The 26,511-nt window shown below is 69.0% G+C and carries 22 protein-coding genes; 10 read left to right on the top strand and 12 right to left on the bottom strand.

The genetic code is table 11. The annotated features are described in order from the left end of the window. The first annotated feature begins 24 nt into the window (after positions 1–24). Positions 25–1,212: an acyl-CoA dehydrogenase family protein gene (locus tag WME89_RS12430; protein WP_438009402.1), complete on the top strand. Its 1,188-nt coding sequence runs from the start codon at positions 25–27 to the stop codon at positions 1,210–1,212. Positions 1,213–1,560: 348 nt separating this feature from the next. Here WME89_RS12430 and WME89_RS12425 read toward each other — a convergent pair whose 3' ends face one another. Both WME89_RS12425 and rplC read right to left on the bottom strand, forming a co-directional pair. Continuing rightward, on the bottom strand, positions 1,561–2,178 hold the full coding sequence (locus tag WME89_RS12425) for an SAM-dependent methyltransferase (RefSeq protein WP_438009401.1): 618 nt from the start codon (positions 2,176–2,178) through the stop codon (positions 1,561–1,563). Positions 2,179–2,256: 78 nt separating this feature from the next. Continuing rightward, complete coding sequence (rplC, locus tag WME89_RS12420) at positions 2,257–2,958, bottom strand: 50S ribosomal protein L3 (protein ID WP_437625366.1); 702 nt, start codon at positions 2,956–2,958, stop codon at positions 2,257–2,259. 563 nt (positions 2,959–3,521) lie between these two features. On the opposite strand from rplC, the gene WME89_RS12415 reads away from it, so the two are divergent. Then, positions 3,522–3,989, top strand: a complete 468-nt coding sequence (locus WME89_RS12415) for a hypothetical protein (protein WP_438009400.1) — start codon at positions 3,522–3,524, stop codon at positions 3,987–3,989. Positions 3,990–4,047: 58 nt separating this feature from the next. Here WME89_RS12415 and WME89_RS12410 read toward each other — a convergent pair whose 3' ends face one another. Then, complete coding sequence (locus WME89_RS12410) at positions 4,048–4,434, bottom strand: cupredoxin domain-containing protein (protein WP_438009399.1); 387 nt, start codon at positions 4,432–4,434, stop codon at positions 4,048–4,050. 160 nt (positions 4,435–4,594) lie between these two features. Beyond that, positions 4,595–5,341 carry a Bax inhibitor-1/YccA family protein gene (locus WME89_RS12405; protein ID WP_438009398.1) on the bottom strand — a complete coding sequence of 249 codons (747 nt, stop codon included), beginning with the start codon at positions 5,339–5,341 and terminating at the stop codon, positions 4,595–4,597. A gap of 556 nt (positions 5,342–5,897) precedes the next feature. Between WME89_RS12405 and WME89_RS12400 the strand changes: the two genes are divergently transcribed. From WME89_RS12400 to WME89_RS12365, 8 genes are all read left to right on the top strand, one after another. Beyond that, positions 5,898–7,019 (top strand): DUF4419 domain-containing protein, encoded by a 1,122-nt coding sequence (locus WME89_RS12400; protein ID WP_438009397.1) that lies wholly within the window; start codon positions 5,898–5,900, stop codon positions 7,017–7,019. Positions 7,020–7,220: 201 nt separating this feature from the next. Continuing rightward, positions 7,221–8,444 (top strand): hypothetical protein, encoded by a 1,224-nt coding sequence (locus WME89_RS12395; protein WP_438009396.1) that lies wholly within the window; start codon positions 7,221–7,223, stop codon positions 8,442–8,444. A gap of 54 nt (positions 8,445–8,498) precedes the next feature. Continuing rightward, entirely contained in the window at positions 8,499–9,593 is a 1,095-nt protein-coding gene (locus tag WME89_RS12390; RefSeq protein ID WP_438009395.1) for a hypothetical protein, read from the top strand. Between the two features lie 24 nt (positions 9,594–9,617). After that, the gene (locus WME89_RS12385) at positions 9,618–12,050 is read left to right on the top strand and encodes a DUF2169 domain-containing protein (protein WP_438009394.1); all 2,433 of its coding nucleotides are present in this window, start codon (positions 9,618–9,620) and stop codon (positions 12,048–12,050) included. Next, a complete protein-coding gene (locus WME89_RS12380; protein WP_438009393.1) occupies positions 12,047–13,783 on the top strand; it encodes a pentapeptide repeat-containing protein in 1,737 nt (578 codons plus the stop codon). Before WME89_RS12385 ends, WME89_RS12380 begins: the two co-directional genes overlap by 4 nt. A 10-nt stretch (positions 13,784–13,793) precedes the next feature. Then, positions 13,794–14,480, top strand: coding sequence for a DUF3540 domain-containing protein (locus tag WME89_RS12375; RefSeq protein ID WP_438009392.1), 687 nt, complete (start codon positions 13,794–13,796; stop codon positions 14,478–14,480). 12 nt (positions 14,481–14,492) lie between these two features. Next, positions 14,493–15,590, top strand: a complete 1,098-nt coding sequence (locus tag WME89_RS12370; RefSeq protein WP_438009391.1) for a S41 family peptidase — start codon at positions 14,493–14,495, stop codon at positions 15,588–15,590. 117 nt (positions 15,591–15,707) lie between these two features. Then, the gene (locus WME89_RS12365; RefSeq protein WP_438009390.1) at positions 15,708–16,595 is read left to right on the top strand and encodes an STAS domain-containing protein; all 888 of its coding nucleotides are present in this window, start codon (positions 15,708–15,710) and stop codon (positions 16,593–16,595) included. 30 nt (positions 16,596–16,625) lie between these two features. Here the strand turns inward: WME89_RS12365 and WME89_RS12360 are convergent, their stop codons facing one another. The 8 genes from WME89_RS12360 to WME89_RS12325 form a co-directional block, all read right to left on the bottom strand. Further along, positions 16,626–17,411, bottom strand: coding sequence for a hypothetical protein (locus tag WME89_RS12360; RefSeq protein ID WP_438009389.1), 786 nt, complete (start codon positions 17,409–17,411; stop codon positions 16,626–16,628). 63 nt (positions 17,412–17,474) lie between these two features. Further along, complete coding sequence (locus WME89_RS12355; protein ID WP_438009388.1) at positions 17,475–18,467, bottom strand: NAD-dependent epimerase/dehydratase family protein; 993 nt, start codon at positions 18,465–18,467, stop codon at positions 17,475–17,477. Between the two features lie 59 nt (positions 18,468–18,526). After that, positions 18,527–19,519, bottom strand: a complete 993-nt coding sequence (locus tag WME89_RS12350; RefSeq protein ID WP_438009387.1) for an ABC transporter permease subunit — start codon at positions 19,517–19,519, stop codon at positions 18,527–18,529. Then, entirely contained in the window at positions 19,510–20,592 is a 1,083-nt protein-coding gene (locus WME89_RS12345) for an ABC transporter permease (protein ID WP_438009386.1), read from the bottom strand. Before WME89_RS12345 ends, WME89_RS12350 begins: the two co-directional genes overlap by 10 nt. After that, positions 20,573–22,123: a sugar ABC transporter ATP-binding protein gene (locus WME89_RS12340; protein WP_438009385.1), complete on the bottom strand. Its 1,551-nt coding sequence runs from the start codon at positions 22,121–22,123 to the stop codon at positions 20,573–20,575. The genes WME89_RS12345 and WME89_RS12340 overlap by 20 nt, the downstream gene beginning before the upstream one ends. A gap of 97 nt (positions 22,124–22,220) precedes the next feature. Next, on the bottom strand, positions 22,221–23,204 hold the full coding sequence (locus tag WME89_RS12335; RefSeq protein ID WP_438009384.1) for an ABC transporter substrate-binding protein: 984 nt from the start codon (positions 23,202–23,204) through the stop codon (positions 22,221–22,223). A gap of 111 nt (positions 23,205–23,315) precedes the next feature. Further along, the gene (locus WME89_RS12330) at positions 23,316–24,698 is read right to left on the bottom strand and encodes a DUF1552 domain-containing protein (protein ID WP_438009383.1); all 1,383 of its coding nucleotides are present in this window, start codon (positions 24,696–24,698) and stop codon (positions 23,316–23,318) included. Further along, on the bottom strand, positions 24,698–26,332 hold the full coding sequence (locus tag WME89_RS12325; protein ID WP_438009382.1) for a DUF1592 domain-containing protein: 1,635 nt from the start codon (positions 26,330–26,332) through the stop codon (positions 24,698–24,700). The genes WME89_RS12330 and WME89_RS12325 overlap by 1 nt, the downstream gene beginning before the upstream one ends. Positions 26,333–26,511 lie beyond the last annotated feature (179 nt).

Here is a 26,511-nt window from a genome sequence, read left to right as displayed (position 1 = left end):
CGAAGGCACGCTACACGGTCTGCCATGGCCGCCACGCAGGAGCCCGTCTCGCTCGATCAGCTCATGGCGATCGATCCGCTGCTCTCCGACGAGGAGCGCATGGTCCGCGACTCCGTCCGCCGCTTCGTGCGCGAGCGCTACCTGCCGCGCGCCGCGGACCTCTTCGCCCGGGAGGAGTTCGCGACCGACCTGATCCCGGAGATCGCCGCGCTCGGCCTGCTCGGGGGCTCGCTGACAGGGTATGGCTGCGCCGGGATGAACTCGGTCGCTTACGGCCTCGCGCTGCAGGAGCTCGAGTACGGCGACAGCGGCCTGCGCAGCTTCGTCAGCGTCCAGGGCTCGCTGGCGATGTTCCCGATCTGGAAATACGGCTCCGAGGCGCAGAAGGAGCGCTGGCTGCCGAGGATGGCCACGGCCGAGCTGATCGGCTGCTTCGGGCTGACGGAGCCAGACAGCGGCTCGGATCCGAGCTCGATGAAGACGCGCGCCCGGAAGGACGGGAGCTCGTACGTGCTCACGGGCACGAAGATGTGGATCACGAGCGCGCCGCTCGCGCACCTCTGCGTCGTGTGGGCCAAGGTGGATGACGGAGGGCCCGAGTCGATCCGCGGCTTCGTGGTGGAGCGGGGGATGAAGGGCCTGGAGACGCCGCTCATCCACGGCAAGATGAGCCTGCGCGCGAGCCCGACCGGCGAGATCGTCCTGAACGAGGTGCGCGTGCCGGAGGAGAACGTGCTGCCGGGCGTCGTCGGCCTGAAGGGCCCGCTGAGCTGCCTGACGCAGGCGCGCTTCGGCATCTCGTGGGGCGTGCTGGGCGCCGCGCGGGCCTGCTACGAGACAGCGCTCTCCTATTCGCGCGAGCGCGTCCAGTTCGGCCAGCCGATCGCGTCGCGGCAGCTCATCCAGGCCGAGCTCGTGGAGATGGCGACGGAGATCGCGAAGGGGCAGATCATGGCGCTGCACTTCGCGCGGCTGAAGGACGCGGGCGGCATCAGCCCGGTGCAGGTCTCGCTGTGCAAGCGGAACAACGTGGGCGCGGCGCTCCGGGCCGCGAGGACCGCGCGCAGCGTGCTCGGCGCGAACGGGATCCTGCTCGACTACCCGGTCATCCGGCACATGCTGAACCTGGAGACCGTGTACACGTACGAGGGCACCGACGAGGTGCACTGTCTGATCCTCGGGAACGCGCTCACGGGGCACAACGCGTTCTGAGGGGGAGCCGCCCCGGGCGCGCGTCCGTGTGCTGATCGCGTGAGTTGATCGCGCGCGCGAGCGCGAGGAATGCGCCGAGCGCCGCGGACACGGACGCATCGCGCCGGCGGATGAACACGGTCGCCACACGTCCCTTGTTCGCCGGGAGGGGGTGAATCGAGAGGGCGGCGCCGAGGGCGCTGCGCGCTACCACGGCGCGGCAGCATCGTGCGGGAGATGCCGGCGCGCGAGCTCGCCGGGACGCTGGCGCGGGAGATGCTGGAGACCCGGTCGGGCGGGGCCTGTTGAGGCGAGCCGCGGAAGCGGCGGTGGGGAGCTGGGATACGGGTCGAGCCGGGGATCGCGCCCCTACCCCGCCTTCGCCGGCGCCTTCCTTCGCAGCCCGACCAGGAACAGCTCCACGCTGTTCGCCCGCGTGCCCTCGGGCCGGATGCTCCGGACCTCGTCGCACAGGTTCCGCAGCGCGTCGCGGGCCTTCACGAAGTCCTCGCTCATGAAGATCTTGCCGACGAAGGCGCCGCCGGGCGCGAGCAGCGCCTCGGCCACGGCCACGGCGCGCATGAACAGCTCGTAGCTCCGCGCCTGATCGGCGATCTTGCTGCCGCTCGTCGCGGGCGCCATGTCCGACAGCACCACGTCGTACGGGGCGAACTGCGCGAGCGCCTCGTTCGTCAGCGAGAGCGCGTCGCCCTGCACCACCGTCGCCTGCGGGCCGAACGCCGCCGTGATCGGCGAGAGGTCGACGGCGAGCAGCTTGCCCGCCGCGCCGATCCGCTGCGCGGCGTACATCGACCACGAGCCGGGCGCCGCGCCCAGGTCGAGCACGCGCTGGCCAGGGCGGAGCAGCCGCACCCGACGGTCGATCTCCTCGAGCTTGAAGACGCTGCGCGCCGGATAGCCCTGCGCCTTCGCCGCCTTCGTGAAGGCGTCCGGGCGCTTGTACGGGTTCCTGGGCTTCTGCGGCACGAGGTTACCGGAGGGCTCCGCCAGCGGGGGGCGCGCGCTCGCTCAGCGGCGCGCGCGCTCCCCACCAGCAGCCGGGGATCAGCCGCCCTTCTTCTTGGTCGGCTGCTGCGCCGGCTTGGGGAGCCCCTTGCCGCCGCGCTTCTTCACGGCGCCGCGGATCGTGACCACCTGGTTCTTCGGGCCAGGGACGGGGCCCTCGATGAGGATGAGGTTGTCCTCGGGCAGGAGCTTCACGATCTTGAGGTTGAGCGCGCTCACCGTCTCGTCGCCGTAGTGGCCGGGCATCTTCAGGCCGGGCAGCGTGCGACCGGGGGTCATGTTCGTACCGATCGAGCCGCCGTGGCGGAAGTACTCGTGGGTGCCGTGCGAGCTGACCGCCCCGGCGAAGCTCCACCGGCGGATGACGCCGCTGAAGCCGCGGCCGCGCGAGCGGCCCTGCGCGTCCACGCGCTGGCCGACCTCGAAGATCTCGTCGACCTTGAGCGCCTGCCCGAGCTCGTACTTCGCCGCGTGCTCGGGGCTGCAGCGCAGCTCGCGCACGATGCGCTTCGGCGTCTGACCCGACTTCTTGAACGCGCCGGCGACCGGCTTCGTCGTGTGCCGCTCGGCGCGCTCGCCGAGGCCCAGGACGAGCGCGCTGTAGCCGTCCTTCTCGAGGGTGCGCTTGCCGATGACGACGCAGCCCGCCTGCACGACCGTGCAGCGCAGGACCTCGCCCGTCTCGTTGAAGATCTGCGTCATGCCGATCTTCTTGCCGATGATGCCGGGATGCTGATTCATGATGCGGTTGCCTTCTCGCTCCGTCTGGGGGTGGCTCGGACTGGCTCCGCGCGGCGCGCGCCGCGAGAGCGATCCCCTCGGCGCGCCTCGATGCGAGCCGGTTCGGAGCGAAGAACCGGGGCGGTTACCCGCCGGGCGCGTTGGGGGCGCACAGAGTACTCACGGGACCTCCGAAGGGAAGCGAAAGTTGTCGCCTCGGTTGTGAAGCGGACCACAATCCGCACCGTTCTGTGGTTTCGAGCGTTTCGAGCGTTTCGAGCGTTTCGAGCGTTTCGAGCGTTCGAGCGCACCGTCGGGCCGGGCTGAGCCGACCGGGAGCTCGGCATGAGGCCCAGCGCAGCGGGTCGAGCGCCATCGCCGTCCGCGCGGCTCGAGCGTCGCCGGCGCCCACCCCGCCGCCCGCCCTGCCCCGGACAGCTCCCTGCCCGCGACCCCTCGCGATCCGCGCCGCGCGCTCGAGCGGAGGCCTCTCGGACATTGTCCTTCCCGGCGGACATTTCCTGACTCTCCCTGGCATCGCCGATCCCGGAAGCGGCCTCAAGCTATGTCGTCGGAGGTCATGGATGACAGACATCATCGCTCACGGTGAACCGCGCGACGTCGAGCGCCTCATGGAACGTTACTGGTTTCTGCTGAGGGGCGGGGAACCCGGCGCCGGCGACGACAGCGCGGTCACGACGCAGGTGGTCCGTGACGGCGAGTTCGTCGTGGTGAGCGTCGAGGCGACGGCGCTCGGCTGGCCCGAGGGGACGCTGCTCTTCCGGTTCAGGTCCGAGACAGCGCCCTGCGTCGAGTGCGTCGATCGCGCGGCCGCGATCGCGCGCCAACGGACCCACGGCATGCTCACCTCGAGCGACGTGCGCGAGATGCTCCGCTTCGCCGTGGCCCGCTGCGCGGCCTCGGGCATCGACCTGGTCCACGCCAGCGCGCCGGGCAGCGCGGAGGTGCCCGCCTCGGGGACGCGCCGCGCGGCGCGAGCCGCGGAGAGCGGCGCGAAGCGCTACGACGCCGAGCTCTGGCTCATCCTCTGACAGCACCCGCGCGCCGGCGAGGGCGCTGAGCCCGCGCGCCGGCGAGGGCGCGGCCGCGTCACGCGCCGACCACGTTGAGGGTCGCCTTGACCATCCCCATCCAGCACTGAAGCACCATCTTCCCTTCCTTCTGCGGGGTGACGGCCACCTCGACGGGCGTGTTCAGCGGCAGGTCCTTCTCGACCTTCAGATCGGGAATCGCGATCGCCTTCAGACACTCGCTCTTCGTCGTCCGCGTGAAGCGGAGCACGACGGGCTCTCCCTTCTTCAGATCGACGGTCGACGGGGAGAAGCCGCCGTCCGTGACGGCGATGTCGACGCGCTTGACGTTCGCCGGCGCGGCGAGCTCGGCGGCCGCCACGGCCGGCGTCTCCTCGGCGGGCTTGCTACAGGCGAGCGACGGCAGGGAGAGGGCAAGCGCGGCGGCGAGGAGCTGGCGACTCATGGTCAGCCCGTTCTTACCCAGCGGAAAAGGCGCGTCAAGCCGCCTCCAGGCCTCCGCCCGGGGCGAGCGAGGGGCGCTTCGACATCGGCGACATCAGCGGCAGAAGAGCGCGCGCGGGCGGCCGGTCACCGGTCGCCGGTCACCGGTCGCCGGTCGTCGGTCACCCATGCCGGCCCGAGAGGATCTGCAGAATCGACGAGAAGAGGTTGATGAAGTTGAGGTAGAGGTCGAGCGCGCCGCCGACCGGATCCTCCTCGTCCGAGTGGAGCAAGCGCGAGGTGTTGTAGAGGACGTATCCGCCGAACACGAGGACGGAGACGCTGGAGATCGCCAGTCCGAGGAGCGTGCTCCCGAGCAGGATGTTGAGGAGCATCGCGCCGAGGACGACCATCGCGCCCATCACCAGCCCGCTGGCCAGGAACGAGAGGTCCTCCTTCGAGAGGAGGACGCCGAGCGTGAGGCTGCCGAACGTGAGGACCGTCAGGATGAAGGTGTCGCGCACCGGGTCGGACGACAGGGTGCCGCCGAGGCCCGCGGCGACCTGGGCCATGTAGAGCGCGGGCGCCGTGGTGACGCCGAGGATGGCCGCCATCCCGAAGAGCGCGAGGACGTTGACGCCGGGGATGTGGCGCACGGCGCGGGCGCCGAACATCACCCCGAACACGATGGCCATCGAGATGATCGGGTGGTTCGCGAAGAGCTCGACCACCGGCGGCATCGCGTTCTCGAAGGCCCCCTCCTCCACGTCCGGCGCCCCGATGTACAGCGCACACATGGCGCCCACGGAGGACACGAGCAGGCTCGCCGTGAAGAGCCCATACACCTTCTTGAGGAAGTTGATCCGAAGCGCCGCCTTCGGGTTGGCCGCGACGCTCGCCCCGTGGGCGCTGGCCTGGCGTGTATTCATCTGCTGCGCTCCTCCTCCAGGGCGATCCGCCGCTGGGCGATCTCCTAGTCGTGTACCATTCACCAGGGCCGCGCAACACCCCTGCGATGAAGCTCACGGTCGTCCGCTGCCTGCGAAAAATCTCATGCCAGCGGCACGGCGCGCCGCCCGCCCGGGAGGAGCCTCCGGCGCCGGGCGCCCTGGGCGAGGTGGGCGAGGTGGGCGACGCGCCTGTCGAGCCCGCCCGTCCAGCAGGCTGACGACCCGGAAAAGGGTGCTGTGGAAAGGAGGAGAGAAATCACCAGAGCTCTCGTCCGTGGACCGCAACGACCGAACACGCCCCATCCTCATCGTCGCCTGGAACAACGCTCGTCGCCAGGCGCACGCGCGCACGCCGGACATGGGAGCCGGACATGGGAGAACAATACGCCGTCCACCAGGAACGCTTCGTTCCATACAGCGCAACCGACGTGGGCGTCGCAACGCGGCAGGCTGTTGTGTCGCGCCGCACGCTCGTGTACGAAAGGACGGCGCAAGACCGCGAGCGCGCCGCGCAGGGCCAGGAGGACGAGGGTTCATGAACGTGACGACGATCGCCGTTGCCGAGGTCGAGCCCGCGACGGCGCCCTTGCCGGGCTTCGACGGCGAAGCGGCGGTGCAAAGCCTGCTGGTCTCGCCGATCGAGGCCTCCTACCGCCACCGCCTGCCGGTCGTGGGGCGCACAGACCTGCACCCGCTCGTCCAGGCAGCCTATACCGCCTTCACCCAGCGCTATCCGCTCGTGATCTCGCCCGACGTGATCTGGTTCTGCCTGGCGCGCGGCTTCACGCTCCACCTCGCCGCGAACGACGAGCAGCGCCGCCGCTTCCTCCCCGAAGATCACGATTTCGAGCTCGTCGTCGAGCGGCCGGATTTCACCCTCGGCACCGTGAACCCGTGGCCCGTATTGTTTCCGGACTTTTCCCGGCAGGTTGCCGCGCGGGTCGGCTCACTGCGAGATCTCGTGGCGGCCAATTTCTCCACGACGGGCCCTGTCGAGCGGGTGTCGTCCGAGTTCACGGTGGCGACCCCGCTCGCGCCTCATTACGACTGGGAGCCGCCGTTCCCGGGCGACCTCGTGTACCCGCATCGCGGGATCCCGCGCGTGTACCTGCTCGGCACATCCGACGACTGGCGCTGGGTGCGCCAGCGCGTGGCGATGCTCGGCGCCGTCGGGCAGGAGCGCTGGATGCGCGCCGTCCTGCCCGTGCTCGACCAGATCGCCGCCTCGTCGGAGGGGCGCGCCGACCCGTCGTTCTGGCGCGCCTTCTTCAGGTACGAGAACCAGGCGGACGAGCTCACCGGGTGGATCCACGTGCTGTTTCCCTACCTGCGCGCCTGGCCCAACGACTACTTCACCCCGAACCCCTATATCGACTCATGGCACGACCGATGGCTGCGAGCGGAGGCCCGCAGCGACGCCCTCGGCGGGCTGGGGAACCCGCAGGGCCCCGGGCTCTCCGAGCTGCCTCCCGGCCTGACGAGCGCGCAGCTGCGCTTGATCGACGGGAGCCGCCGCGAGCACCCGATGGAGTTCATCAGCGGCCTGATCGGCGTCACGCAGGACCCGCACTCCCTCGCGCTCATCCCCGACTTCGCGTGGGCCGTCGCGCACCAAGCAGCCGAGTCGACCGTCCACCGCGCCGCCGAGGCCTCGTGAGCCGCGCGGCGCGCGTGGTCGCGGCCCGCGCGCTCGCAATGCGCCCGCGACGACGCGACGGACCGCAGCCAGCGCTTCGGCATGGACGGCCGGCCCACCCTGGCCTAGGATAGGGAGTCCGCGACGGGGCGACGCCGCGCGTCGTCCATCTCGCCCGACACGGAGGCTCCAGTGCCCGGAGGTAAATTCGCTCTCCTTGAAGTGCCGGATCTGAATGGCGGGCAGCCGTCGTACCTCCGCCTCGGGGCCGCCGCCCCGCTCGGCGAGAGCGCTGGCGACGACCTCGCCGAGCGGATTCAGACCTTCACCGACGACACGCGCAAGCGGGACGGCTCGCCGGGCTTCGTGCCCGAGGGCGAGCGCCAGGCCGAGACAGCGAAGCTGCACACGAAGGGCGGCTGGCGCGACCACTCGGACGGCAACCGGATCTCGACCACCAAGGGCGACAAGGTCGAGGTCATCGGCGGCAACTACCGCCTGCTCATCCTCGGCCACGGGGAGCACCAGGCCGGCTGGGACATCTCCGGCGGGCACATCACCGAGGTCAGCGAGACCTTCGGCGGCGGCACCACCATCGAGTGGGTGCAGAACTACGGCGGGACGTGGAAGGTGGTCGAGACGACCATCAAGGGCGAGGTGCACACGACCTACCACGGCGACGTCTACGACAACTATTACGGCAAGATCAAGCAGAGCCAGACGGGCACGGACACGTTCCCCACGCTCCAGGTCACCGACGACTACCTCGACGACACGAACCCGCCCTCGCCCCAGGCGATCCCCACCGAGAACCCCGAGATCATCGACAACACGTGGGCGAAGAGCATCTCGTCCTACACCGGCTCGGAGAAGCTCCCGGTGCCAAAGATCACGAACGAGACCTGGGCCGAAGTGATGGTCTCGAAGACGAACGCCACGTCGATGACCGACGAGACGACCGTCAAGGAAGCGTCGACCTCCACCATGAAGGCCGAGTCGATCACGTCCTCCACCACGGTCGACGGGACCATGGAGGACACGACCAAGGCGAAGACGATCAAGAACGACACCACGGCGGACAAGATCATCTCCGTGACGCACGCCGACACCAAGGACGAGATGTACGGCGACGCCGACTCCTACACGAGGGGCGACAGCAAGACCGTCGTCGACGGCATCGAGACGACCATCAACCTCGGCATGGTCAACGAGGTCGTCCTGGGGGCGATGGTCGAGACGACGCTCGGCGGAGAGGCGACCTTCACGGCCGGGGGGACCGTCGAGGTGACCCTCGGCGCCAAGGTGGAGCTCAGCATGACCGCGAGCGTGGACTTCTCGGTCGGCCCCAAGCTCGAGCTGGGAACGGCGGGGGTGGAGCTGCACCTCAGCAAGACGGAGGTCGCGCTCACGCACAAGGTCCTCTCGGCGTTCAACCTCTTCTTCTGAGGGCGCGGGCCGCGAGCCCCGCGCTCCGCGCTGCCCACCGGATACGGAGCTCCCATGGCCGACGATGGCAAGTACGGTATCCTCTATGTGCCTGATTTCGGCGACGGCATGTCGTCGTACCTGCGCGTCGGCGCGACCCCGGACGACGACTACACCTGGCGGGATGAGACCGACGGCAACCGGATCACGACCACCCGCGGCGACAAGGTCGAGGTCATCGGGGGCACCTACAAGCTGACGGTCCTCGGCCGCCGCGAGTTCAAGGCCAGCACCGAGGTGGAGGCCGGGAGGATCAAGGAGGGCGGCATCACCTTCCAGGGCCAGAGCGAGATCGACTTCGTGCAGGGCCCCCGCGGCGCGCGGAGGATCCGCGAGGCGACCGTCAAGGGCGAGGTGCACACGACCTACCACGGCGACGCCATGGAGTACCATTACGGGAGCAAGCTGGTGAGCCGCACCGGCGACCCGAACACGCCCAGCCCGATCGAGGATTACCCGCCGCAGATGACGGAGAACCCGACGGTCATCGACAGGACGTGGGCGAAGAGCATCTCGTCCTACACCGGCTCGGCGAAGCTGCCGGTGCCCAAGATCCACGAGGAGACCTGGGCGGAGACGATGGAGTCGAAGACCCACGTCACGACGACGACCGACGAGACGACCGTCAAGGGACCATCGCGAGATACGATGAAGGCCGGGTCGATCAAGTCCGCCACCACCGTCGAACAGACCATCTCGGATACGACGAAGGCCGGGACCATCAAGAACGACACCACGGCGGACAAGATCATCTCCGTGACCCACGCCGACACAAAAGACGAGATGTACGGCGACGCCGACTCCTACACGAGGGGCGACAGCAAGACCGTCGTCGACGGCATCGAGACGACCATCAACTTCGGCGTGGTCAACGAGGTCGTCCTGGGGGCGATGGTCGAGGCGACGCTCGGCGCGGAGGTGACGCTCTCGGTCGGGGCCACGGTCGACGCCACGCTCGGCCTGGAGGCGTCCATCAGCGTCACCGCGACGCTCGAGGCCACCGCCGGCCCGTCGCTCCAGATGGGGCCGGCGCGAGAGAAGGTCTCCCTGGACCGGACCAAGGCCGCGCCCGTCCGCACGAACATCGCGGCGGTCCACCTCTTGGTGTGACGCCGAGGAGCGGCGAGCCCACGGATGGCGAACAAGAACCTCACCCCCTTCCTCTTCGGCAGCAAGGTCACCTCGCGCCAGCCCCCCCAGCCGGAGATGACCCTGATCGTCCGGGCGAAGTTCACGCTCAGGCCCGGAGCGCCGCTGTCCTTGCCCGAGGGGCACCCGGTGCTCGCGCAGGAGACGCTGCGGGGCGACGTGTTCCACGACGACGATCACGACCAGACGGGCGAGTGCCTGTATCCGAGCGATCTCGCGGACTACAAGCCGCACGCCGACGTGCTCCTGCTCGGCTCGTGCCACACGCCGAACAAGGCGCGCATGACCGAGTGTCCGGTGCGGTTCGGCGTCGGGTCGTGGTCGAAGATCCTGCGCGTGGTCGGCGACCGCGTGTGGATGGACGGCCTCCTCGGGCCGGCCATGAGCGATCCCGTGCCGTTCGAGCGGATGCCGCTCGGCGATAGATACAGCTTCGGGGGGCCCGGACACCCGCTGAACCCGGTGGGCAAGGGGCACGGGACGCGCGAGCTCCCCAACGTCGAGGCCGCGGACGACCTCCTGCTGTCGCGCTCGGATCGGCCGGCGCCCGCGGGCTTCGGGCCCGTGTCCCCGAACCGCCCCGACCGGCGCGCGAAGGTCGGGAAGAACTACGGCAAGGCGTACCGCGAGAAGCGCGCGCCGTACTTCGCCGACGACCTCGACTGGACGTACTTCAACGCCGCCCGGCCCGACCAGCAGCTCCCCTACCTGCGCGGCGACGAGGAGCTCCTGTTCCAGAACCTCCACCCGGGCGCGGAGGTCTTCCGGTCGCGGCTGCCAGGGCTCCGGATCCGCGCCTTCGCGAACGACGCGGAGCGCGGGTTCCGCGAGGTGCCGATGCACCTCGATACGCTCCTCGCCGACCTCGACAAGGAGGCCCTCTTCCTCACCTGGCGGGGCCTCACGGAGGTGACGGACGACGACCTCTCGCCCGTCACGACGCTCGTCGCCTCCGAGCCGCTCGACGCGGCGCCGCTGCCCGAGGCGCACTACCGCGAGATCCTCGCGCGGTTCGAGGCGGATCCGCTCGAGATAGACGAGCAGCTCTCGCCGGAGCTCAAGGAGGAGTGGCGGGCGCTGCAGGCCCTGGAGCGACGGAAGGGCGCCGACGCGGCGCCCGCGCCGGACGCGTCGGGGCTCGACCCCCTGTCGGCGCTGCTCAAGGCGCGGCTCGGCGACGTCGCCAGGCCGCAGCAGGACAGGATCCGCCGCGCGATGGCGGCGCTCGCGGGCGTCGCGGTGCCGGGGGGGAAGGTCCTCGGCAGCGTCATCGCGGAGGCGCTGCGCAACCTGCCCAGGGCGTCGCCGGCCCTCCCACCGCTGGTCGCCGGCGCGGCGCCCATGGTGATGGACGCGGCGCTCCGGACGGCGTTCCGGAGGGTCGCGCGGGCCGTCGAAGAGGCGAAGTCGCTGGCGGCCACGCGCGGGACGCAGGTCCCGGGGCTCGCGGCCTGGGACAAGCTCGTCGACGACCCGAAGCTCTCGGCGATGGGCCTCTCCGCGGCCCCGCCGCGCGCGCCCGGGCAGCCGGGGCCGGGGAGCGACCTGTCGGACCAGGACCTGAGCGACCAGGACCTGAGCGGCGTCGACCTGACCGGCGCGAACCTCACCGGCGCCATCCTCACGGGGGCCAACCTCCGGGGCGCCAGGCTCGCGCGCGCGACGCTGAAGCAGGCGGTGCTGTTCGGCGCCGACCTGCGGGAGGCGGACTTCACGGAGGCTGACCTGAGCCTCGCCACGCTGCAGGGCGCGTGGGCCGAGCGCGCCGTCTTCCGCGGCGCCACGCTCGAGGGCACCTCGTTCGACGGCGCGCGGCTCATGGAGGCCGACCTCTCGGGCACCCAGGGCACGCAGCTCGTCTTCTCGCGGGCGGACATGACCGGGGCCATCGCGCGCGGGGCGACGTGGGCCGTGGCGTTCCTGGAGGGCACCGTGCTCGAGCGCGCGGACCTGTCCAAGGCCTCGCTCACGCGGTCGTTCGTGTCGAAGGTCAAGGCGACGTCCGCCACGTTCGCGGGCGCCACCCTCACCGGGACGAGCTTCTCCGGCTCCGACCTGACCGGGGCGAGCTTCACGGGCGCGCGGGGCGACGGGAGCGTGTGGCTGGGCGCGACGCTCACCGGCGCCGATCTCAGCTACGCCGTGCTGACCAGCGCCCACTTCACGGAGGCCACGGCAGGAGAGGCGAGCTTCTTCGGCGCCAACGCGCGAGGCGCCCGGTTCGACCGGGCCGACCTCACGCGCGCCGACTTCACGCGGGCGAACCTCTTCGAGGCGGACCTGCTCAAGGCGCAGGTCCCGGAGGCGAAGTTCGTCGACGCGAACCTCTACGGCGCGACATTCTACAAGACTGCGGGCTCTGGCTGCGATTTCAGGGGGGCGAACCTGAAGAAGTCGACCCTGGAGCGGGATCGATGACCCCGGACGAGCTGAAGGCGATGGTGCAGGCGGGGGAGCCGCTCGAGGGCAGGGCGCTCGGCGACATGGATCTGCGGGGCGCCGACCTCCGCAAGGCCCGGCTGCGCGGCGCGAAGCTCGGCCGGCTGCAGCTCGGCGGCGCGGATCTCTCGGGCGCCGATCTCCGCGGCGCCGAGCTGGCCTGGTGCGCGCTCGCCGGCGCGGACCTGTCCGGCGCCGACCTGGAGGGGGCCGTCGTCGTCCAGAGCGACCTCTCGGGCGCGGACCTGTCCGGCGCGAACCTCACCGGGGTCAACCTGGTGCGGGGCCAGCTCGGCGGGGCCAACCTGAGCGGCGCGCGCATCGAGGGGGCGAACCTGGCCGAGTCGCGGCTCGCGGGGGCGGAGCTCGGCCGGGCGACGCTGTCGAACGCGCGGCTCGACCTCGCCGACCTGTCGGGCGCGGCGCTCGACGGCGCGACGCTCTCGCGGTCGTCGTTCACGCGCGCGAACCTCGAGGGCGCCTCGCTGGCGCAGGCGCGGATCGAGGGCTCATCGTTCGCCGAGGCGAACCTGAGGCGGGCCGACTTCACGGGCGCCGAGCTCGACACGGTGGTCTTCCTGAAGGCCGATCTCCGGGAGGCCGTGCTGCCGAAGAAGCTCACGAAGACGGTGTTCGACGGCGCGCGCCTCGGCCAGCTCGACCTCTCCGGGGCGGACCTCGCGGGCGCGGCGCTCGAGGGGATGGACTTCGCCGGGGTGAGCTTCGAGAACGCGGACCTCACGCTGTCGTCGCTCCAGGGCACGAACCTCCGGGGCGCGAGCTTCCGGGGCGCGACGCTCGACCAGACGATGCTCGCGAACTGCGATCTCACGGGCGCGGACTTCCGGGGCGCGACGGTGAGGTCGTGCATGCTGTTCAGGGCGCGGCTGCCGGGCGCGGACCTGTCGGGCAAGGACCTCGAGATGGTCGTCTTCACCGAGGCCGATCTCTCCGGCGCCAACCTGTCCGGCTCGCGGCTCGTGCGCTGCGTCCTGGAGGGGGCCGACCTGACGGGCGCGAACCTCACGCGCGCGCTCGTGTCGCAGACGTCGCTCAGGTCCGCGCGCGTCGAGGGCATCACCTTCGAGAAGGCGATCTTCGATTGCGTGGACTTCTCCGGCGTGGATCTGCGGCGCACGGCGCTCGCTGGACTGACCATCTCGCGGTGCTTCTTCGCGCACGGGGACCTCTCGGGGATGGACCTGTCGGGGTGCAACCTGTCGAACTGCGACTTCACCGCGTGCAACCTGGAGCGGACGCGCCTCGACGGGGCCATCCTGACGAACTCGAACTTCAGGCTGGCGAACCTGCGGCAGGCCTCGCTGGCGGGCGCGATGGCGAAGACCGCCTTCTTCGGCGAGAGCGTGCTCGCCGGCGCCGGGCTGACGCAGGCGATGCTCCGCAACGCGATCTTCGTGAAGGCCGATCTCTCGGGGGCGAACCTCGCGGGGGCCGACCTCCGGGAGACGGTGATGCACGAGATCCGCGCGGCCGGGGCGCTCTTCGTGGGCGTCAAGCTGCACTACGCCGATCTGTCGCACGCGGACATCTCGGGCGCGGACTTCTCCGGTGCGGACCTGCACTGGGCGAACCTGCACCACGTCCGCGACGAGAAGACACGGTATCTCGATGCAAATCTCGCCACGGCGAGGCGCACGGACGTCGATCGGCTGGAGGCCGAGGCCTGGATGCCGCCCGAGCGGCGCTCGTAGAGGAGGAGCCATGTCGATGGGAGCCATGAAGGACGGCGATCGCGGGGCGGCGGTGCGGGTGGACGCGCCGGCGGGCGAGGAGCTCGAGCGGCGGGCGCGCGGCGCGGAGGTGCCCAGGATCGGCCTGGCGAGGGCCGGGGCCGCGGCGCCGGAAGGCGCGGCGCTGCCGGCGGCCGGCGGCGCGGCGCTGCCGGCCGAGTACCTGGGCCCGGCCCGGGTCACCGCGGCGGAGGGGGGCGCTGTCGCGGCGGAGCTGCCGGGCGGCCAGGCGGTCGCCGTCGAGATGGCGCTCGCGCTGCCGTACGAGCCGGCGCTGGGGGACACGCTGCTCGTGATCGGGCGGGCGGAGCGGTACTACGCCATCGGCGTGCTCCACGGGCGGGGGCGGACGGTGCTGTCGCTCCAGGGCGACGTGGCGGTGCACGCGAGGGAGGGCGCGCTCTCGCTGTCCGGCGACCGGGGCGTCGAGATCCGGGGGCCGGAGCTCGACGTGCACACGGGCAACATCCGGATGGTGGCCGACGCCGTGGTCCAGAAGTTCACCTCGGTCTACCAGCGGGTGAGCGCGCTCCTCAGCGTGCAGGCGAGCGAGTCGCACACGGTCGTGGAGAAGACGTCGTTCACGAAGGCGAAGAACGCCACGATCCTGACCGAGGAGACGGTCACGGTGAACGGCAAGCAGATCCTCTTGGGCTAGGAGGCCAGCGCGATGTTCCGGATTGCGAACAACAAGGGTGCCGGCATGAGCGCCGGTTTACCAGACGTGTGCTTGTCGCCTGTGCTCGGGCCGTACCCCTTCCCCAATTTCAACCCGAACGCGATGATGTTCCCGTTCTCGTTCAACGTGTGGTTCTCGATGATGCCCGCGCTGAACATGGCGTCGATAAGCCCCATCACGCTGGGCGACCAGCTGGGCACGCTGCACCCGACGTTCATGGGGCCAGCGCGGCACACGATCGGCGACCCCGCGGTTCACATCAACTTCCTCAAGGGGACGTCGATGCTGTGTCCGAGGACAGGTAACAGGATCAACTGCGTCCTGGGGGTGCAGCTGTTGCCGAGCTTGACCAACGTCCGCTTCGGCTACAGCGCGGGGAGCGCCGCAGGGGCCCGGTCCGCTGGCGCCTCCGTGCTGGCCGACCTCGACGCGCTCGTGGCGTCGCTCCATCCGTGCGGGGGCGAGCCGTCCGTCGTCGAGAGCGCCTGGCTCGGGCCGGGGGTGGGCTACCTGCGTATCCGCAGGTTCTCGCTGGACGTGCCCGCCCGGGTCCACATGGCGGTGAGGGCGCTCGAGGCGGAAGGGCTGGAGACGCTCGTGCTGGATCTGCGGGGCAACCCCGGAGGGGCGCTGACGGCGTCCCTCGAGCTCGCCGGCGATTTCCTGGAGCCCGGGAGCGTCCTCGGGAGGACGATCGACGCGGACGGCGATGAGGTCGTGTACCGATCGAACCACCGCAATCCGTGCCGCGCGCCGCTGTGGCTCCTGGTGGACCGCGGGACGGCATCGGCGGCGGAGCTCTTCGCCGGCTGCCTGCAATGGCACGGGCGCGCGCTCGTCGCCGGCGAGCGCACGTACGGCAAGGGGACGGCGCTGAAGGTCGCCGCGGACCCGGCGGACGGCGCGCAGGTGCTCGCGCCGGCGGCGATGATGGTGCTGCCGGGCGGAGAGTCGATCCAGGCGACGGGCGTGCGGCCTGACGTCGAGCTGGCGGGGAGCGAGGCGGAGGGCGAGCAGGCGTCGCTGGCGCAGTTCTTCACCAGAGATCTCGCCGAGGTGCGGCGCTCCTCGCGGAGCGCGCCTGTGTGAAGGGCTGAAGCGCCGCATCAGCGCCCACCGCGTCCCCGGACCTCGCGCCTGGTTCCGTGATGGAGAGATACGCGCCGTGCTTCTTCGATATAGTCCAGGACAGAACCGAGGGCACGGATGGGCTGTGATATAGATTACGGTGATATCGCTGCGGAGAACGAGCGCCTGAAGCAGCGCGTCCGGGAGCTGGAGCAGGCGGACGAGGAGCGGGCTCGCCTCCAGGAGGCGTTCCGGCGGAGCGAGGAGCATGTTCGCCTCTTCCTCACCTACACGCCGGCCGCGTTTGCCATGTTCGATCGAGACATGCGCTACGTGATGGCCAGTCACCGCTACGGGGCGGATTTCGGCCTGGACCATCGAGAGCTCATCGGCCGGAGCCATTATGAGGTCTTCCCCGACGTCCCCGAGCACTGGAAGGTGATCCACCAGCGCTGCCTGGCAGGGGCCTCGGAAGGGAAAGATGAAGAGCCCTTCCCGCGGGCCGACGGGCACGTCGAATGGGGGAGCTGGAAGATCTTCCCGTGGCACACGATGACCGGCGAGATCGGCGGGATCATGCTGTTCACGGAGGTGATCACCGAGCGAAAGCGGCTCGAGGACACGCTCCGGACGCAGGCGAAGACGCTCCTGGAGCTGTCGGCGCCCATCGTACCCATCAGCCAGGGCGTCCTCGTGCTGCCGCTGGTGGGCGCGCTGGACGCGGCGCGGGCGCAGCAGATGATGGAGAACCTGCTGGGCAAGGTGGTCGAGCGGCAGACGCGGGTGGCGATCATCGACGTCACGGGCGTGCCGATCATCGACACGAGCTCGGTCAACGCCCTCCTGCAGGTCGCGCGGGCGGTCCGGCTGCTCGGGGCGCAGGTCGTCCTGACAGGCATCCGGCCCGAGGTGGCCCAGGCGATCGTCGCCCTCGACCTCGACCTCGCGGGCATCGTGACCCGTCGCGATCTGCAGAGCGGGATCGCCTTCGCGACCACGTCGGGCCTGACAGGGGCGTCGCCGTAGCCGCGGTGAGACGCCCCGGCCCGGGAGCTATCACGGCTGCGTGGTCTCGACGGACTGCACGTCGAGCTGGATGAATTGACCGACGAAAGGCTCGGGCGCCGGGGGGACGCCGTCCACGACCAGATGCTTGAAGTTGGCGATCTGCTTACCATTTTGACCATCGCCGAGGAAAGATGCGGTGGCTCCGCCCCTGACTGGAATGGTCTTCGTATGGTCGATGATGAACGTGTCGTGACCCACGTCGGGGTTGTCGTTCAGATAGTAGACCTCGGGCGGGTCGGAGACCGTGATGCTGTAGATGTTGTACGTCGCGTTGTCGGGCGAGCCGCCCACGCGAAAGTGCATGCCGTCGGGCGTGCCGTCCCGGTATTTCATCGGCTCGACGACGCCGCGGAGTCGGACAGTCACTTGATAGAGGGTGTCGGGCGAACCGCCGAACGTCCTTGTCTCGTCGACCCTCGCGGACACCGCACACTCGTCGCTGCCACCCGGGTCCTGGTCGCACGGCATCTCCCAGCGAAAGCCGTCGATGCTGGCGGCCGCGGCCCGCGGGTCTTCGCCGCCGCTGCCGCCGCTGCCGCCGCTGCCGCCGCTGCCGCCGCTGCCGCCGCTGCCGCCGCTGCCGCCGCTGCCGCTGGCCTCGCCGGAGCTCGCGCTGCTGGAGACGCTCGTGCTGGTGCCCGTCGCGGCTCCCCCGCCCGAACCCCCGGAGCCCGCCGAGCTGGAGGCACCCTGGTCGTTCGCAGGAGGGTCGGCATCGGAGCCGCAGGCCAGGAGGAGCAACATCGCAGGGATCGCGAGCAGAGAGATTCTCATTTCACACCAGTCCGGCGAGAGCGCCGGTATAGAAGTTAGTATCGCCGAACATTGTCTCGTTCATCAACCGGGGTACCACGTGATTCGCGGGTCATCGGGCGCGCGCACGTGGTCGAAGGCGGCATCCGCGAGTCGCGCCAGATTGTACTGCGGCCGCCAGTCGAGCAGGAACCTGGCCTTCGTGTTGTCCAGCCAGGTCGAATGGTACGGCGTCTTCACCCGCACACTGGGCAGGCCCCGGGTCGTCTCCAGGTAAGACGCCAGCTCACCGTAGTCCACCGGTTCATCCATGCAGATGTTGAAGGTCTGCTGGCGCGCCTTCTCATGACCGATCGCCTTGAGGATCGCGGCGACCAGATCCTCCACGTGCACGAAATTACGCTTCACCGGCTTGCCGTCAGGGTCGAGCATCACCGGGACGGCGCCTGAGCGGACGTGACCCTCCGCCGCCTCGGCCCCGACAAGATCGCGCCACCTCGGCCCCCCGAACACGTCGTCACCGAACGACAGCTGGGCCTTGAAGTCGTCTTTCTCCATGATCCACGGCGCGCGCAGGCAGCATCCATTCAGCCCGTACTGGAGGTAATATTGCTCGAGCATGACCTCCTCGAGCACCTTGGAAAGCGCATAACAGCCCGGGTAAGCGCTGTGCTTCTGCGCCTCCGTGACGGGGGCGGGGTGCGGATAGAAGAAGTGGCCCATCCCGGCGTCGCCCCCGACCAAGATGAATTGCTCGAATGCAGGGCTGACGCGGCAGGCTTCGAGCAGCCAGAACATGCCCTTGATGGCCACGTCCATGATGCTCTCGGGCGTCTCCTTGCTGGTCGCCAGGTGCAGCACGTGGCTCACGCCCTCCACGGCCTCCCTGGCCACGGCGCGATGCTCGAGCGACCCACGTACCACGTCCAGGCGCGCCGTCCGCTCCAGCATGCGGTTGTGACACAGCGCGCGGACCTTCCAGGCCTCGAACCTGGGCTCCGACAGGAACCTGCGGATGAAGGCCTGGCCCACCTTGCCCGCCGCCCCGGTGACCAGAATCGTCTTTGTCTCACTCATTCCATCGCTCCTCGGTCTCCAGCATCATCTCTGGACTGTACGTCGCCGGCCCTTGCTGCTCATGAAGCGCGCCGCGCCGAGCGGATCAGCACCTGCTGCAGGACGATGAAGCTCAGGAGCAGCAGCCCGATGCTGATGTGGTGCCAGGGGGACGGCAGCCGTCCATCCAGATTGAGCACCGCCCGTACGATGCCCGTGATCATCACGCCCATCAGGGTACCGACGACGCTGCCGATACCGCCGGTCAGCAGTGTTCCACCGATCACCACCGAGGCGATGGCTTCGAGCTCCACGCCGGCGCCGATGTTCGGCTTCCCGGCGCTGTCGATCAGCGCCGTCGTGACCCCGCCGAGGCCCGCGCACAGGCCGCTCAACGCATACAACCACACCGTCGTGGCGCCCAGCGGCACTCCCATGAGCAGAGCAGCTTGCCTGTCCCCGCCGATGGCCAGGACGTTCCGGCCGAAGCTCGTGCTCCGGCTCAATAGCACTCCCAGCGCGAGGACGACCAGGAACAGCAGCGCCGTCGCGGCGACCCAGGTCCGCTCCAGGCCCGGGATCGCCAGCGAGAAACCGAGCTCATCGACAATCCAGTCGAACGTGGGGTGATCGATGCCGATGGGCTGCATGCTGACGACGAACGCCATGCCCCGCGCGAAGAACATACCCGCCAGCGTCACCAGAAACGGGGGCAAAGAGAAGCCATGGATCAGATACCCCGTCATGGCGCCGAACGCGACCGACACAGCGAGACCGACGCCAAGGGCCAGCAACGGATGGTAACCACCTGCTACCAGCGTGCCCACGAGGACCGTCGTGAGCGCGACGACGGATCCGACCGAGAGGTCGATTCCCCCCGACAGGATCACGAACGTCATGCCCACCGCGCAGATGCCCATCGCTGCGTTACCCTTGATCAGGTCGACCAGGAAACGCAGGCTGCGTGTTGAATCGTAGAACACCAGCGCGCCCGAGTAGAGGGCGACCAGGAGGACCGCGGTCACGATGAGCGGCAGGTGCCGCCGATCCCAGCCACGCGCCGCTACTGCCACCGCTTGCCTCCGAACAGCGCGATGAGCCGCCGGCGCGACTCCTCGGAGATCAACAAACAGCTCAGCAGCATCACGCCGGCCTTGGGCATTGGCTCGATCTCCGAAGGGACGTGCTGGCTGTACATCGTGACGGAGAGCGTCTGTATCAACAATGCTCCTATCAGGGTGCCGCCCAGATAGAAGCGCCCACCGGTGAGCGCCGTACCACCGATCACCACGGCGAAGATGGCGTCCAGCTCCCGAAGGCGCCCCACGCGATCGGGGTCGGCCGTGGAGATGTACGATGCGGCCACGAGCCCGGCGATGCCGGCGCACAGACCAGAAAACCCGTACAACCAGAGCTTGATGCGGCGGTCGCCGACGCCTGCGAGGCGGCTGGCTCGCTCGTTGTCGCCGATCGCTTCCATGAACAGGCCGAGCGCCGTCTTTCGGGAGAGCAGCGCCGCAACGACGAACACGACGGCTACCAGCAACATGGAGAACGGCAAGCCAACCAGGTGACCATTGCCGATGAACGCGAACGTAGCATCCGCGTGAGTCACCGGCTCGGCGTGGGTGATGAGCATGGCGACGCCGCGGGCACCGACCATGCTGATCAAGGTCGCGATAATGGGCTGGATGTTGAGCAGCGTGACCAGCGCGCCGTTGAATAAACCAACGCTGCCCGCGACGGCCAAGGACACCAGCGCTGCCAGCAGCGGTGGATACTGGCCGTCCTTCATCAGGATCACGCAGATGGCGCCAGACAACGCCATGACCGAGCCGACCGATAGATCGATGCCCCTGACGGCCACGACCAAGGTCAGGCCGATGGCGAGGAGCATCACCTCCGAGCCCTGGTTGAGCAGGTTGATGGGTGTCCCGTAGTAAGCCCCGTCGCGCTCGACGATCGAGAAGAAGTTCCTGGACAGGATGAAGTTGAACACGAGGAGCGCTAGCAGGCCGAGCAAAGGCCAGGCTTCGCGGCGTCTCCGCCTGAGCAGCAGGGCACCGGCGCCGCCGGTGAGGAGCATGATCCCGATGCCCGTGAGGCTGGCATTGGTGCGCAGCGCCTCAGAGATCTTCTCGAGCATCGGGCGGTGCCTCCTTTTGCTGAGCAATGGCCTGGATGATCGACTCAGCAGTCACTGAATCTCCCGCGAGCTCGCTCTGCTGCTTGCGATCTCTCAGGACCACCACCCTGGAGCAGTTGCGCGCGATCTCCTCGAGCTCCGAGGAGATCAGAACCGTGGCGACTCCCCTCTCGCTGAGCGATTTCACGAGCCCCTCGATCTCCAGCTTGGCGCCGATGTCGACCCCACGCGTGGGCTCGTCGAGGAGCATGACTCGTGGTTGCATGGCCATCCAGCGCGCCAGCAGCACCTTCTGCTGATTGCCGCCTGATAGCAGCTTGATGGGCGTCTCCGGGGACGGTGTCTTGATGCTCAGGGCCCTGATGTAGTGCTCGACCAGACGTTCCTGCTCGCGGCGCGGGATCACCCGCAGCGCCCCCTGGGAGGCCTGCAAGGCCAGGATGAGGTTCTCGCGCACCGAGAGATTGGGGACGATGCCATCCACCTTGCGGTCTTCCGGGCAGTACGAGAGCCCCGCCCGGATCGCGTGCCGTGGCGTCTTGAGCTCGAGCTCGCGGCCGTCCACCCGGAGCTCACCGCGGTCGGCGGGCTCGATCCCGAACAGCATCCTGGCGGCTTCGCTTCGACCGGAGCCGAGCAACCCCGCCAGACCCACGACCTCGCCAGCGCGGAGCGCGAGGTCGATGGGTCCGATGACCCCCTTTCGTTCGAGGCCGCGTGCGGCGAGCACCGGCTCCGCGGTGCTCGCCTCCACTCCAGGGCCGGTACGACCGCCTGGCGCGGGCCTGTCGGGTGCGCCGAGCTTCACGCCTAGCATCGCCTGAACGAGCTCCAGGCGAGGCAGCGCGCTGCTCGCGTATTGCCCGACCAAGCAGCCATTCCTGAGCACCGTGATCCGATCGCTGACGGCGTAGACTTGATCCAGAAAGTGGGTCACGAAGAGTATCGCCAGCCCCTGCGCCTTGAGCCTCCGCATCACGTCAAACAGCCGCTGCGCCTCCGCTTCGTCCAGGCTGGAGGTCGGCTCATCCAGGATCAGGATGCGGGCATCTATGGCGAGCGCGCGGGCAATCGCCACCATCTGCTGTAGTGCGGTGGGCAACGCGGCTACCGATCGCGTCACGTCCAGGTCCAGCGCCAGGCGCGCGAGGGCCTGGCGAGCCTTCGCGCGGACGGCGCGCTGGTCGATCAGACCGAAGCGCCGAGGCTGACGGCCCAGCATGATATTGTCCGCGATGGAGAGGTGCGGGATCAGGCTTATTTCCTGGTGCACGGTGCTGATCCCCAGCGCCTCTGCGTCACGTGGAGAGGTCGGCCGGATCGACGCGCCGTCCAGGCGCAGGGTCCCGGCGTCGGGGCGATAGACGCCGGTCAACAGCTTGATCAGCGTTGACTTGCCCGCCCCGTTCTCCCCCATCAGCGCCTGGATCTCGCCCGCGTGCGCCTCGAGGTGCACGTCATGCAGAGCGCGAACACCGGGGAACGATTTGCTGAGGCCCTCGACGGAGAGCAGTGCTTTCGAACCAGCCATGCGGCTGCTACTCCGGAGGTGAGGGCCGTTCAGTCAACGAGCTCACGAGAGGGTGACGTTTGCGCCGAGGCCGCGGCACGCCGGCGCCGCTGCCTGGTCAGTAGGGCCGCGAGCTGATGAGCGCGGCCGCCTGCTCGCGCTCGAAGACCTGGCCGGGGACGATCGTCCGCTTCGGCACCTTCTCGCCGCGCGCGATCTTCTCGATGGTATCGAGGAGCAGGGGGCCGTGCATGGCGCTGCACTCCACCGTCGCGTTCAGCTTACCATCCATCATGGCCTCGAAGGCCGGCTTCACGGCGTCGATCGACACCACCAGGATATCTTGCCCGGGCTTCAACCCTGCCGCCTGGATCGCCTGGATGGCCCCGAGCGCCATGTCGTCGTTGTGAGCGTAGACGGCGTTGATCTCCCCCTTGTGGGCCGCGAGCAGCGTCTCCATCACTGTCTTGCCCTTGGTACGCGTGAAGTCACCGCTCTGGCTCGCGATGATCTTCATGTCCGGATGCTTCGCGATGACCTCGGCAAAGCCGGCTTTGCGCATCACCGCCACGTCCGCCGCCGGCGTACCCACGAGCTCGATGATGCGCGCGCTGCCGTTCGTCTTCTTCGCAAGCCACTCGGCCGCCTGACGCCCCTCCCAGACGAAGTCTGCGACCAGCACCGTCGTATACAGATCCTCGTCGGCGTCGACGCCCCGGCTCGTCAACACCACGGGGATCCCGGCGCGCTTGGCCTCTTTCAACGTGGGCTTCCATCCCAGCGACTCTTGAGGCGCAATCACGATGATATCGACGCCCTTGGTGATGAACCCATTCACGGCGTTGACCTGGTTGTTGTGCACGTTCTGGCCGTCTGCGAAGAGCAGCTGGATGTGGCGCTTCTCCGCTTCCTCCTGGATCGACTTGCTGTGCGCGACTCTCCAGGAGCTCTCGGCGCCCGTCTGCGAGAAGCCAACCACGATCTCGGACAGCTTCTTCGGCGCCCGCCCCGCGGTGTCGGTGACCGATGCCGACTTCGAGGTGGCGCGCTCGGCCTCACTCTCGCCGCGGGCGCAGCCGACAGCAAGGGGTGCTGAGCCCACGATGGACAGGAACATTCTCCGTGAGACTGGGTTCTGGGGCTTCATGCTCTTCTTTGCTCCTGCTGCCTCTGGTGCGCGCGGGGCGCTGACCGGCCCTACGCCGGAGAGTGTTCACGTCAGGTTCGTGAGCGGCCCGGTGCAGTACCGCGGGTCGCCGAACGTGGTCCGGGTATCGCCGAACAGATTCAAGATCGAGACGAGCAGATCGTTGTGCGGGCGGTTCGGGTAACGGAGCCAGCGCCCGGCGCGCATGCCGCCGCCGCCGCCGGCCAGCAGGAACGGCATGTTCTCCTTCTTGTGACTCGGCGGATCCGAGAGCTCGGACCCGAAGAAGACGACGCTCTCGTCGAGCAGCGAGTGCCCGCCCATGTCGATCTTCTCCATCTCCTCGAGGAGGTAGAGGTGCTGCTTCGAATACCAGTTGCAGATGCGCTCGCACTCGTCCGGCCTGAAGCCGCCGTCGTGCTGGTAGAAGTGGTGGTGCTCGGTCAGGTTGAGCCAGGGGAAGGTGTGCTTCGCCTCGGTGTCGCTCCACTGCAGCGTGCCGACCGCGGTGATGTCGCAGGCGAGCGACATCACCAGCATGTCCATCATCAGCTTGCCGACCTTGGGGATCGCCGCGTCGGTCGAGGTGTCCTTGATCGAGCCGGTATCGGAGGAGTTGAGCCCCGTGCGCGGGTTGTAGTCGGAGGTGTCGACCTTCTCCGGCGCCTTGCACGCGCTCGTCTCGACCGGCACGTTGTTGATGCTCATCTCGATCTCGCGGATCTTCGTCAGGTGCTGGTCGATCTTCTGCCTGTCGGCGGCGCCGAGCCGCGCGGACAGGGCGGAGTAGCGCCCGTCGAGGAAGTCGAGGATCGACTTCTTGCGCGCGAGGCGGCGGGCGGCTTCGTTGCCGGCGGTGGGGTCCAGCGAGCCGAAGAGCTCGGTGAAGATCTCCATCGGATCGAGGCGCGGCGGGATCGGCTTGAACGGCGCGGCGTTCTCGAAATTCGCGGCGTTCATCGGCGACAGCAGGCCGTGGGACTTGCCCGTCGCCCAGCGCACCGCGATCTGGATGCTCGCCTTCGCCTTGATACCGGCGGAGATCTGGGAGGCGATCACCTGATCGATGGACGGCCCGTTCCCGTAGCCGCCGTTCGTGGAGCCCTCCTGAGCGCTGCCCGTGAGCCAGGCGATGATCCCGGCCTGGTGCTGCTCACCGCGCGCGCTCTTCATGTCGAGGCCGTCGACGACGAGCAGCCGGTCCTGCACCGGCGCGAGCGGCGACAGGATGGGGCCCAGGGTGAAGCTCGTCTCGCTCCCGGTCGGCCGCCAGCGATCGATCACCGTCCCGCCTGGCGTGTAGACGGCGAGGAAACGCTTGGCGGGGGCGGGGGCCGCGCGCGCCGTGCGCTCGGGGCCCATGATCTCCAGCCAGGGGAGCGCGATGGCGATGGCGCCAGCGCCCCGCAGCACGGCACGTCGGCTCAAACGAAAGTTGGACATGACCATCACTCCTGGTGAGCAACCGAGATGTAGTGGAAAGCATCCGTCTGCGTGAGATCGATCAGGAGCTGCTTCACGTTGTACCCGGACGCCTTGAAGGCGGTCGTTATCTCCTGCTTGGTGCAAGCGTCCTCGGCGCGCAGGGTGAGACCGTAGGCGTACTCGGTCCAGCGCGTCGCGAAGCAGCCATGCACCTCTTCGGTCTCGGCGAGCTCCTTCACCAGCTCCGTCGGACCGCTCACCGTCTCCGTCGAGCCCGGGAGCGAGCCGCTCGCGTCGATGGTGACGTCGTTCTCTGTCGTGCGGAACAGCCCGACCGCGTCGTAGTTCTCGAACGTGAAGCCGACCGGATCCATGAGATGGTGGCACCCCCGGCAGACCTCATCCTGGCTGTGCTGGCTGAAGCGCTCGCGCGCCGTCGCGCCGGAGTACGGATCCGGCGGCTTCACCCGCTCCAGGATGTCGCCGGTGGGGAGCGGGATCTTCAGGCACATCAGCTTCTGGAGCACGAACGAGCCGCGGACCACGGGGTTCGTCGTGTTCGCGTGCGTCGTCCCGGCCATCATGCCCGCCTGGGTGAGGAGCCCGAGGCGCTGGGTCGTGTCGAGCTGCACCTGCTGGAACTCGTCGCCTGTCACGCCGGAGACGCCGTAGAACGCCGCGAGAGGCCCGTTCATGAACGTGTACGGGGCCGTCAAGACGGACGCCCAGGTGCCGGTCCCCTCGAAGATCTCGTGCTCGAGGAACCGCTGCGTCTCCTCGCGCATGAGCGAGCCGATCGTCTTGGAGAAGGTCGGGAACGCCTCCGCGTTCCGCTCGAGATCCGCGAGGTTGCTGATGGGGAGCAGGTTGTCGAAGAAGAACCGGATGGTCTTCCGAGCCCGGGGGTCTTCGAGCATGCGCTCGGCGTGCGCGCGCACGCCTTCCTTCGTCGAGAGCTCACCTGCCTGCGCCGCCATGCGTAGCTCCTCATCAGGCGTCGTGCCCCAGAACAGGTACGAGAGCCGCGTCGCCATCTCGTCGCCCGTGGGCCGGCGGAGCTCGGGGTGCTCCGGGTCGGATGTGCCCCACTCGATGCGGTAGAGAAAATCTGGCGACTGGAGCAGCGCCTCGATCACGGTCGCGATGCCGACGTCGAACGTCGCATCCGTCCGCCCGACGCTGTACAGCGCGAGGAGCTCGTCCGCCTCGCCGGCGGCGAGCGGCCTTCGGTAAGCGAGCGGCGCGATCCGCTCGACGATGGTGCGCGCGCACGCTTCCTCGCCCTCCGGTCTCACGTTGCTCGCGCAAGGGGCGAGCTTCGCGAGCACCTCCGGGGAGGCGGTCGCGCGCCGGGCGACGCCCTCCGCGACGGTGCTCAGCTGCTCGGCCAGCAGGCTCGAGACCGACAGCGCGTCCGCGTCGTTGCCAAAGCCGTTTCCGACATCCTCGCTCGGCAGCGAGAAGGCCGGCTGGGTCGTGTCACCGAAGAGGTCGCGAACAGTGTTGTTGTACTCGAAGCGCGTCAGCCGCCGCAGCGGCGCTCGCCCGGGGCGCACCGTGCCGTCCTCGCACGCGATCGGGGCGGGGCTGGAACCCTCGGGATCCCCGGCACCAGACTCCTCCAGTATCCCCGTACAGCCGCTGGCCAGGACCAGCACGATCGGGATAGCCGACCGAGAGCCTCGGAGAGGACGTGCCGGCTCGTGACCTGAGGGCCTAAACATCGTTGTCGCTCCTCGCCCGCTCTGGGCACGCATGAGTTCCATAGATAAACAAGCTGCAAAATGACCAGAAGATCATCGCCGCCACGTTGCACGCGCTGGCGCGTGCTCGTACT

Source organism: Sorangium sp. So ce321 (genome assembly GCF_051530195.1).
In the GTDB taxonomy this organism is placed as follows: Bacteria; Myxococcota_A; Polyangia; order Polyangiales; family Polyangiaceae; genus Sorangium.
This window is presented reverse-complemented; position numbering and strand designations above follow the sequence as displayed.

Coding starts and splice junctions, on each gene's coding strand:
- WME89_RS12415 (WP_438009400.1), top strand. CDS start 3,522: ATGACAGACATCATCGCTCACGGTGAACCGCGCGACGTCGAGCGCCTC.
- WME89_RS12330 (WP_438009383.1), bottom strand. CDS start 24,698: ATGGTCATGTCCAACTTTCGTTTGAGCCGACGTGCCGTGCTGCGGGGC.
- WME89_RS12345 (WP_438009386.1), bottom strand. CDS start 20,592: ATGCTCGAGAAGATCTCTGAGGCGCTGCGCACCAATGCCAGCCTCACG.
- WME89_RS12375 (WP_438009392.1), top strand. CDS start 13,794: ATGTCGATGGGAGCCATGAAGGACGGCGATCGCGGGGCGGCGGTGCGG.
- WME89_RS12390 (WP_438009395.1), top strand. CDS start 8,499: ATGGCCGACGATGGCAAGTACGGTATCCTCTATGTGCCTGATTTCGGC.
- WME89_RS12400 (WP_438009397.1), top strand. CDS start 5,898: ATGAACGTGACGACGATCGCCGTTGCCGAGGTCGAGCCCGCGACGGCG.
- WME89_RS12370 (WP_438009391.1), top strand. CDS start 14,493: ATGTTCCGGATTGCGAACAACAAGGGTGCCGGCATGAGCGCCGGTTTA.
- WME89_RS12380 (WP_438009393.1), top strand. CDS start 12,047: ATGACCCCGGACGAGCTGAAGGCGATGGTGCAGGCGGGGGAGCCGCTC.
- WME89_RS12385 (WP_438009394.1), top strand. CDS start 9,618: ATGGCGAACAAGAACCTCACCCCCTTCCTCTTCGGCAGCAAGGTCACC.
- WME89_RS12360 (WP_438009389.1), bottom strand. CDS start 17,411: ATGAGAATCTCTCTGCTCGCGATCCCTGCGATGTTGCTCCTCCTGGCC.
- WME89_RS12410 (WP_438009399.1), bottom strand. CDS start 4,434: ATGAGTCGCCAGCTCCTCGCCGCCGCGCTTGCCCTCTCCCTGCCGTCG.
- WME89_RS12355 (WP_438009388.1), bottom strand. CDS start 18,467: ATGAGTGAGACAAAGACGATTCTGGTCACCGGGGCGGCGGGCAAGGTG.
- WME89_RS12340 (WP_438009385.1), bottom strand. CDS start 22,123: ATGGCTGGTTCGAAAGCACTGCTCTCCGTCGAGGGCCTCAGCAAATCG.
- WME89_RS12405 (WP_438009398.1), bottom strand. CDS start 5,341: ATGAATACACGCCAGGCCAGCGCCCACGGGGCGAGCGTCGCGGCCAAC.
- rplC (WP_437625366.1), bottom strand. CDS start 2,958: ATGAATCAGCATCCCGGCATCATCGGCAAGAAGATCGGCATGACGCAG.
- WME89_RS12365 (WP_438009390.1), top strand. CDS start 15,708: ATGGGCTGTGATATAGATTACGGTGATATCGCTGCGGAGAACGAGCGC.
- WME89_RS12430 (WP_438009402.1), top strand. CDS start 25: ATGGCCGCCACGCAGGAGCCCGTCTCGCTCGATCAGCTCATGGCGATC.